The organism is Pelagicoccus sp. SDUM812002, assembly GCF_031127835.1.
Classification (GTDB): domain Bacteria; phylum Verrucomicrobiota; class Verrucomicrobiia; order Opitutales; family Opitutaceae; genus Pelagicoccus.
Map to the genome: position 1 here is coordinate 1 of NZ_JARXHX010000129.1, position 481 is coordinate 481.

A 481-nucleotide genomic window follows, 5' to 3' on the forward strand; every position below is an offset into this window, starting at 1 on the left:
CGTCGAGTGCATACGATGGAGGAGGCGCAGCCTCCGGAATTGTATGCCACGTTTTGTTGGGCCAATCTTTAGTACTTAAATAGCCTTGGGTTTTTCTTTGATTTCGTAGGGGCTAGTGTCTTGTTCAACACCATGTAAATGGATGATCCCATGTGATTCTCTATGCTATCGTAATTCAATTCACATAGTTCCTTCATTATTTGAAATAGGTCATCTCCTATGCTTTTTATCTTCTTTTGGAGTACAGGGTTTTCAGTCGGATTTAGTGCGTCCAAGTCAGACTTGCTAATCTTTACTGCTTTTTCCGATCCACCGTTTGGAAAGATGCAGGCTTGGAGATAGTGCTGAAGCATGCTCGTAGGGTAGTCTCTCAATTTTTGTCCCGTAACTACTTGCAGCTCGTTCAGAAGAATGAGCGTTTCACCATCGGTTAGTGTGCTTACTTTTTGCTGAATTGCTTTCATTCTTTCTGCCCAACGCC

The 481-nt window shown here is 43.0% G+C and carries 1 protein-coding gene; it reads right to left on the minus strand.

Annotation, left to right across the window (positions count from 1 at the left end):
- Positions 1–68: 68 nt before the first annotated feature.
- A partial coding sequence (locus QEH53_RS24005) for a hypothetical protein (protein ID WP_309025773.1) occupies positions 69–481 on the minus strand: 413 nt, incomplete at its 5' end.